Here is a 5963-nt window from a genome sequence, read left to right as displayed (position 1 = left end):
GGGAGCCGCGACCGCGCGGTCGCGGCTCGCGTCGCTCCTCCCCCCTCTGGATCGTCGCACCCGCACAAACGCAAACGCCGGTCGGCGAACCGACCGGCGTTTGCGCTTGCGGGTGGCTGCGGCGGCTTACTTCTTCGCCGGCACGCCGAGCTCGGTCAGCAGCTGCGGCGCCGGATAGACCTCCTGCATGATCCAGCGCATGTAGCGCTGGTCGACCGAGATCATCCGGGTCATCACCGGGTCGAACAGCCAGTTCGAGCTCACCGACTCCCAGTTGCCGTCGAAGGCCAGGCCGACCAGCTTGCCTTCGCCGTCCAGCACCGGCGAACCGGAGTTGCCGCCGGTGATGTCGAGGTCGGACAGGAAGTTCACCGGCACCGTCTTCAGGCGCTTGTCGCTCAGGCCGGCATAGCGCTTGGCCGAGATCGCGTCGAGCAGGTTCTGCGGCGCGTTGAACGGCTCCTGGCCGGTGGCCTTGGCGGCGACCTCTTCGAGCTTGGTGAACGAGGCCTGCTTGCTGCCGTCGAGCTTGGTGTAGGCCTTGACGTTGCCGAAGGTGATGCGCAGGGTCGAGTTGGCGTCCGGGTAGACCGCCTGCTTCTTGCTCTTGCGATAGTCGATCACGCCCTGCAGGTAGGCCGGGCGCGCGATCAGGGTTTCGCCGTCGCGGGCCTTGCCTTCCTGCTCCAGGCGCAGCGCCGCCGGGAACAGCGCCTTGGCCATCTGGATCGCCGGATCGCGGCTCTTGTCCATGGCGGCGCGGTCATCGTCGATCAGGGCCAGACGCTCCTTGGTGCTGCCGAGCTTGGTCTTGGCCAGCTTGTCGAGCGCGCGCTTGATCGCCTTCTCGTCGGAACCGCCGAGCCAACGGTCGAGTTCGGCGATGCGTTCGCCGGCCGGCAGCTTGACGTACTCGCGCAGCCAGTAAGCCTGCAGCTCGCGGTCCATGCGCGGGTCGTAGCGACGCTCCATCTGCTCCAGCGCGGCCTTGATCGAGGGCAGATCGCGCTGCTGGTAACCGGGCTCGCGCTCGGCGTCGGGCTTGGCGCGTTCGACCGCGAGGCGATACAGGGTGCCGGACGCGGCGATCACGCCGAAACGGCGCAGCTGCGAGAACACGGTGTCGCGCTCGCGGTGCGCGTTGGCGGCCTCGATCTGCTCGATCATCTTGGCGTGGCCGGCCAACGCCGGCGCGCCGGCCTTACCGCGCTTGCCGAGCCAGGCCAGCACGGCCTCTTCGTCGGCGTGCTTCTTCTTCGCCGCGCCGATGCGCTCGAAACCTTCGAGCTGGCCGTCGTAGTTCTTCAGCGTGTTCTGCCAACCGCGCACGGTGCTGGCGTACTTCACGCCGATTTCGGGATCCTGCTTCGCGGTCTGCCCGACCAGAGCGACCAGATTCTTGTAGTGCTGCGACAGGGTCGGATACATCCAGTCCGCGGTGGCGTCGAACTCGGCCGCCAGGGCGTAGCGGTTGGTGCGCCCCGGGTAGCCGGCGACCATGACGAAGTCGCCCTCGCCGAGCGGCTTGTCGGCGATCTTCAGGTAGTGCTTGGGCTGGTAGGGCACGTTGTCCTTCGCGTACGCGGCCGGCTTGCCGTCCTTGCCGACATAGGCGCGATAGAAGGAGAAGTCGCCGGTGTGGCGCGGCCACATCCAGTTGTCGACTTCGCCGCCGTAGTTGCCGACGCTGCCGGGCGGCGCGTAGACCAGGCGCACGTCCTTGATTTCGATGCGCCGGAACAGGCGGTAGGTGCTGCCGCCGAAAAAGCTGTAAACCTCGCAGGCGTAGCCGGGCTCGGCCTCGCACTGGGCGATCAACTGCTTCTCTACCGTCTCCAACGCGTGGGTGCGGTCGATCGGCTCGACCGCTTCGGCAATCGCGCTCTTGATCTGCGCGGTCACGTCCTGGATCGAGTCGAGCACGTAGATGCGCGAGGCCGGGCCGGCCGAGACTTCATCGCCCGGGGCCGCGGCGTTGAAACCGTCGCGCATCAGGTTCTTCTGCGCGGTCGAATTGAGCTGGATCGCGCCGTAAGCGCAGTGATGATTGGTCACCACCAAGCCGCGCGGCGAGACGAAGCTGGCGGTGCAGCCGCCGAGCGAAACCACCGCGCCCATCGGGTCGCCGGTGAGGTCGGCCAGTTGCTTGGCGTTGAGCTTGAGCCCGGCCTGCTTCAGCGGCGCGGAGATCTCGGGCAACTGCTGCGGCACCCACATGCCTTCGACGGCCTGGGCCGTCGTGGCGAGGCCGCCCAGCGTGCCGGCCATGACCATGGCCGTAGCCAGTTTCGTGTAACGCATGCGTATACCCCTGATTCAAATAAGAAAATGGCTTCCGATTCTAGCTTGGACGGCACCGGGTCGTCATGTCGAGGCAGAAGCGAGTGCAGAGGAGTGAGGAGTGAGCAAGAAGCGGCGCCGCCGCTCGTTTCTCGCTCCTCTGCGCTCACTCCTCGCTTTTATTCCGCCGGCAACTGCATCTCGCCGAGCAGGTGCGGGGCCGGATAGACCTTGGCCAGCAGCCAGCGCATATAGCGCATGTCGACGTGGATCGCGCGCTTGTAGCGCGGGTCGAACATCCAGCTGGCGCTGACCGCCTCCCAGTTGCTGTCGAAGTTCAGGCCGATCAAGCGACCGTGGGCATCGAGCACGGGCGAGCCGGAATTGCCGCCGGTGGTGTCGAGGTTGGTCAGGAAATCGACGGTCTGGGTCTTCAGTTCGGGATCGATGGTGCTGCCGTAATCGCCCTTGGCGATCGCATCGCGCAAGGCTTGTGGCGCATCGAAGGGTTTGACGCCGGTGTGCTTCTCGACGATGCCCTGCACCGTCGTCAGCGGCCGATAACGCACGCCGTCGCGCGGGTCCATGGTGCTGACCGCACCGTAGCTCACGCGCAAGGTCGAGTTGGCGTCCGGATACACCGCGCGCCCTTGCGATTTACGGAAGCCGATCAAGGCGCGCATATAGGCCGGGCGCAGGCGCAACAGCTCGCCGTCGCGACTCTTGGTTTGTTCTTCCAGCGCCAGGATCGCCGGGGTCAGCGCCGCCGCGGCGCGCAACAGGCTGTCGTCGGACCCGGCCAAGGTCTTGGCGTCGGCCTTCATCGCCTGCAGGCGCACCGCCTCGTCGCCGAGCCGGGTGCCGGCATACAGCGCGGCGAGGCTGCGCTTAAGGGTGGCGGCGTCTTCGCCGGCAAAGACACGGTCGAACTCGGGCACGCGCGAGGTTTTCGGCAACGCCTTGTATTGAGTCAGCAGGTCGAGCAGCACCGCCTTCTCGACTTCAGGCGCATAACGGCGCTGCACTTGCTTGAGCCGGCCGGCGATCAGGGTTTCGTCGCGCTGCTGGTAACCGGTCTCGCGCTCGCCGTCGGGCTTGGCGTGTTCGAGCGCCAGGCGCTGCAGGGTCAGGGCCGCGTTCAACAGCTGCGCCTGGGTGCGGATCGCGGTCAATAGCTGATCGCGGTCGCGGGTCGATGCCGCGTCGTCGAGCACTTTCTGCGCCGCATCGATGTCGGCGCGGATCGCCTTGGCATCGGCCTGCTTGCTCAGCCAGGCCAGCATCGCGGTCTCGTCGTCGCGGCGTACGCGCACCGCATCGCTGCGGCGCAGGCCGTCGAGTTCGCCCTGGGCGCGCTTGAGCGTGTTCTTGAAGCCGGCCACTTGCGCGGCATAGCGCACCTTGGCTTCGGCGTCGGAGGCAGCGGCCTGTTCGACCGTCTTGATCATGCCGGCGTACAGGGCCACACGCGACGGCAGCTGCCATTCGATCTGCTGGGCGAACTCGGCCGCCATGCGATGGCGGAAGGTCACACCGGGGTAACCGGCAAGCATGGCGTAATCGCCTTCGCGCACCGGCTCGGTGGCGATCTGCAGGTGCCCCGGCGGCGCGTAGGGCACGTTGTCGGGCGAGTAATCGGCGGGCTTGCCGTCCTTGCCGACGTAGGCGCGCAACAGGGTGAAATCGCCGCTGTGGCGTGGCCAGACGAAGTTGTCGACCTCGTCGCCGTAGTTGCCGATGGCGTCCGGCGGCGCATACACCAGGCGGATATCGCGCAGTTCCAGTTGGCGGATCAGATAGAAATCGGTGCCGTAGTACATGTTGGCGACGCTGCAGCGATAACCGGCTTCGCGCTCGCACTCGGCGACGACCGCCTTGGTCGCCGCATCGACGGCTTCGTAATAAGCGCGGCCGCGCTTGCCGCGCGCATCGGCGAGGATGCGCTCGGTGACCTTGTCGAAACCGGTGGTGACCAGCACGCGGAAATCCGGGTTGGCCGGCAGCTCGGCGGCGCGGTCGGCGGCGACGAAGCCGTTGCCGATGAGGTCGCGCTCAGGCTTGGAGTTGTACTGGATGACGCCGAAGGCCACGTGGTGATTGGTCAGCACCAGCCCCTCGCCGGAGACGAAGGCGCCGGTGGCGCCGCCGACCTTGACCACAGCGTTCATCGGCGCGCGGGTCAACTCGGCCAGATCGGCCGGATCGCCCTTGAAACCGGCGGCGCGCAGCTGGCGCGCGATCTCGGGCAGTTGCGAGGGCATCCACATGCCTTCGTCGGCCTGGGCGGCGGTGGCGCACAGCGCCAGGGACAGGGCTAACACACGGGGGCGCATGGTCATTCCGGAACATTACGAAGCCGCGACGATAGGCCAAGCCGGCCGGCGCGGGCAAACCCCCGCCCGGCCCGGGCGACATCGCCGGCGTATAATTCGCGCCTGTCTCCCGCGCGGCACGGCCGCAGCTCTCAGGTATCGATTCCCATGACGCAAACGATGAAGGCTCTGGTCAAGCGCGAAGCCGGTAAGGGCATCTGGATGGAAGAAGTGCCGGTGCCGGTGCCCGGCCCGAACGAGGTTCTGATCAAGCTCGAAAAGACCGCGATCTGCGGCACCGACCTGCACATCTACCTGTGGGACGAGTGGAGCCAGCGCACGATCAAGCCCGGCCTGGTGATCGGCCACGAATTCGTCGGCCGCGTGGTCGATCTCGGCCCCGGCGTGGTCGGCTACCGTCCCGGCCAGCGCGTCTCGGCCGAAGGCCATATCGTCTGCGGCCACTGTCGCAACTGCCGCGGCGGTCGCCAGCACCTGTGCCCGAACACCGTCGGCATCGGCGTCAACCGCAATGGCGCCTTCGCCGAGTACATCGTCATGCCGGCCAGCAACCTGTGGCCGATCCCCGACCAGATCCCGAGCGAGCTGGCCGCGTTCTTCGACCCTTACGGCAACGCCGCGCATTGCGCGCTGGAGTTCGACGTGGTCGGCGAGGACGTGCTGATCACCGGCGCCGGCCCGATCGGCATCATCGCCGCGGGCATTTGCAAGCACATCGGCGCGCGCAACGTGGTCGTCACCGACGTCAACGATTTCCGCCTCAAGCTGGCCGCCGACATGGGCGCCACCCGCGTGGTCAACGTCGCCAACCAGTCGCTCAAGGACGTGATGGCCGACCTGCACATGGAAGGCTTCGACGTCGGCCTGGAAATGAGCGGCAACCCGCGCGCCTTCAACGACATGCTCGACTGCATGTACCACGGCGGCAAGATCGCCATGCTCGGCATCATGCCCAAGGGCGCCGGCGCCGACTGGGACAAGATCATCTTCAAGGGCCTGACCTTGCACGGCATGTACGGCCGCAAGATGTACGAGACCTGGTACAAGATGACCCAGCTCGTGCTGTCGGGTTTCCCGCTCGGCAAGGTGCTCACCCACCAGCTGCCGATCGACGATTTCCAGAAGGGTTTCGACCTGATGGAAGCGGGCAAGGCGGGCAAGGTCGTGTTGAGCTGGAACTGAGCGCGAGGTATCGCCCGGCGACACGATAGGCGATACGAAACCGCTCACGACGAGGGCGCCTAAGGGCGCCTTCGTCGCATCTGCGGGTAGCGCAGCGTGTTTGCACGCGCTGGTTGCCGTTGCCGTTGCCGTTGCCGTTGCCGAGATTTTGATCTGCTTTGCCGCTTT

Annotated in this window: 3 protein-coding genes; 1 reads left to right on the top strand and 2 read right to left on the bottom strand. The window is 66.6% G+C overall.

Going from position 1 to position 5963, the window contains the following annotated elements:
• Positions 1-126: 126 nt before the first annotated feature.
• Together EX88_RS0122290 and EX88_RS0122285 are read right to left on the bottom strand one after the other, a co-directional pair.
• Positions 127-2217 (bottom strand): S46 family peptidase, encoded by a 2091-nt coding sequence (locus EX88_RS0122290; protein WP_031374188.1) that lies wholly within the window; start codon positions 2215-2217, stop codon positions 127-129.
• 242 nt (positions 2218-2459) lie between these two features.
• Positions 2460-4613, bottom strand: a complete 2154-nt coding sequence (locus EX88_RS0122285) for a S46 family peptidase (protein ID WP_031374187.1) — start codon at positions 4611-4613, stop codon at positions 2460-2462.
• Positions 4614-4760: 147 nt separating this feature from the next.
• Here EX88_RS0122285 and tdh point away from each other — a divergent pair, with 147 nt between their 5' ends.
• Positions 4761-5795 carry an L-threonine 3-dehydrogenase gene (tdh, locus tag EX88_RS0122280; RefSeq protein WP_031374186.1) on the top strand — a complete coding sequence of 345 codons (1035 nt, stop codon included), beginning with the start codon at positions 4761-4763 and terminating at the stop codon, positions 5793-5795.
• Positions 5796-5963: the final 168 nt, after the last annotated feature.

This window comes from Lysobacter antibioticus, from assembly GCF_000731095.1.
Classification (GTDB): Bacteria; Pseudomonadota; Gammaproteobacteria; order Xanthomonadales; family Xanthomonadaceae; genus Lysobacter; species Lysobacter antibioticus_B.
This window is presented reverse-complemented; position numbering and strand designations above follow the sequence as displayed.

Excerpts from the sequence above, each read along its gene's own strand:
- EX88_RS0122290 (WP_031374188.1), bottom strand. The coding sequence starts at position 2,217 with ATGTGGGTGCCGCAGCAGTTGCCCGAGATCTCCGCGCCGCTGAAGCAG.
- EX88_RS0122285 (WP_031374187.1), bottom strand. The coding sequence starts at position 4,613 with ATGCGCCCCCGTGTGTTAGCCCTGTCCCTGGCGCTGTGCGCCACCGCC.
- tdh (WP_031374186.1), top strand. The coding sequence starts at position 4,761 with ATGACGCAAACGATGAAGGCTCTGGTCAAGCGCGAAGCCGGTAAGGGC.